Source organism: Bifidobacterium sp. SO1, assembly GCF_018555335.1.
Lineage (GTDB): Bacteria > Actinomycetota > Actinomycetes > Actinomycetales > Bifidobacteriaceae > Bifidobacterium > Bifidobacterium simiiventris.
Map to the genome: position 1 here is coordinate 1 of NZ_JAFEJR010000046.1, position 1,480 is coordinate 1,480.

Below are 1,480 nucleotides of genomic sequence, written 5' to 3' on the forward strand. Positions count from 1 at the left end.
TGAACTGCGCCCCGGAAGTTGGACGTGGTTTATTAAGGGTACCTGATCAGGCTGTGAGGGACATATTCCGGAATTCCTCCGGGGTGTGTCCCTCAAGTCGTTTCTGCCTTCGTTTGGTGTTCCAATGCATGATGTACGCGTCTAGCCCGGCCTTGAACTCCTCGTATGAGGAGAACTCTCGGCCGGTGTAGAACTCGTCCTTGAGGTGACCGAACACCTGCTCGGTCGCGGCGTTGTCGATGCAGTTGCCCTTCCTGCTCATGGACTGGCGGATGTTCAGCTCCGTCAGTCGGCTTCTCCACCAGTCGTGCTGGTACTGCCAGCCCATGTCGGAGTGGAGTATGGGATCGGCGCCCGCTGGCAGGCGGGTCTCGAGCATGGCGAGCAGGCGTTGCTGCTGGGCGAGGTCGGGATGCCGGCTTATATCCCAGGCGATGATCTCCTTGGAGCCCATGTCGTATATGGGTGCCAGATACGCCTTGCCGCCGGTGATCTTGAACTCGGTGACGTCCGTGCCTAGTTTGGCCCACGGGCGGTCGGCCGTGAAGTCGCGTTCCAACAGGTTCGGCACCTTGACGCCCGTGTCGCCCTTGTAGGAACTGTATCTGCGGTACGGGTTCGGGCGTCGTATCCGGCATTCCAGGTTCATGCGGCGCATGACCTTCAGCACGCTTTTGTGACTCACGCGCATGCCGAACTCGTGCACGAGGCACATGCGGATCTGCCGGTGGCCGCACCCGTTGGGCGTACGCCGGAAAATGCCGGCGACCGTCGACTCTATATCCGGCCGGGTGACATGGGCCGGATGCGAGAGAAGATAATAGTACGTGCTCCTCGCGAGCCCCGACGCCTTCAACAGGCACCGGAGCGGATGGCCCAGCCCCGCCAGCGCCGAGACAATCACCGATTTGTCCCGGTTGGTGACTTCGACGCCAGCAGGGCCCGGACTTTTTCCAGGTACGCGACCTTCGCTTTGAGGTACGTGACTTCCTCTTCAAGGAGCTGCTCGCGCGTGGGAGCCGGTTTCGGTTTGGACTTCGCGCCCTTGGGCCTGCCTTTCGGTTTCGGCAGCAACGCTTCCGGGCCTCCCGCACGGTATTCGCGACACCAACGCTCCAACAGGGAGACGCTCGCGATCCCGTACTTCGCCATGACCTCGACCTTCGTCAGACCACACTCCACATGATCGCGTGTCGCGGCGAGCTTTGTCTCGTAATCGTATGTTCTGTTACCGCCACGTTCCGCCATGAGTGCCGCCTCCCCGCCGACCCGGTATAACAACACCCATTTTTCCGCTGTCTGCCGCGGCATGCAAACCCGTCTGGCCAAGGCATTGCTCCCGACACCTTGACGAATCAACGCCAACGCGATCTTCCTGAACTCGTCATCATAATGACGTCTACGGTCCCCAGACATAAAAAACCGCACCTCCGATTATCGAATCTGAATTACTCCAGTCCAACAATCAGGGTGCGGTTCA

At 60.1% G+C, this 1,480-nt stretch carries 2 protein-coding genes; both read right to left on the minus strand.

Annotated features, from left to right (window positions below; translation table 11 throughout):
• Positions 1 to 46: 46 nt before the first annotated feature.
• Positions 47 to 901, minus strand: coding sequence for an IS3 family transposase (locus JS541_RS14580; protein ID WP_214375206.1), 855 nt, complete (start codon positions 899 to 901; stop codon positions 47 to 49).
• Entirely contained in the window at positions 901 to 1,416 is a 516-nt protein-coding gene (locus JS541_RS14585) for a helix-turn-helix domain-containing protein (protein WP_214375205.1), read from the minus strand. The genes JS541_RS14580 and JS541_RS14585 overlap by 1 nt, the downstream gene beginning before the upstream one ends.
• Positions 1,417 to 1,480: the final 64 nt, after the last annotated feature.

Bases quoted from the DNA above. Each gene is read 5' to 3' on its own strand.
- JS541_RS14585 (WP_214375205.1), bottom strand. From the start codon at position 1,416: ATGTCTGGGGACCGTAGACGTCATTATGATGACGAGTTCAGGAAGATC.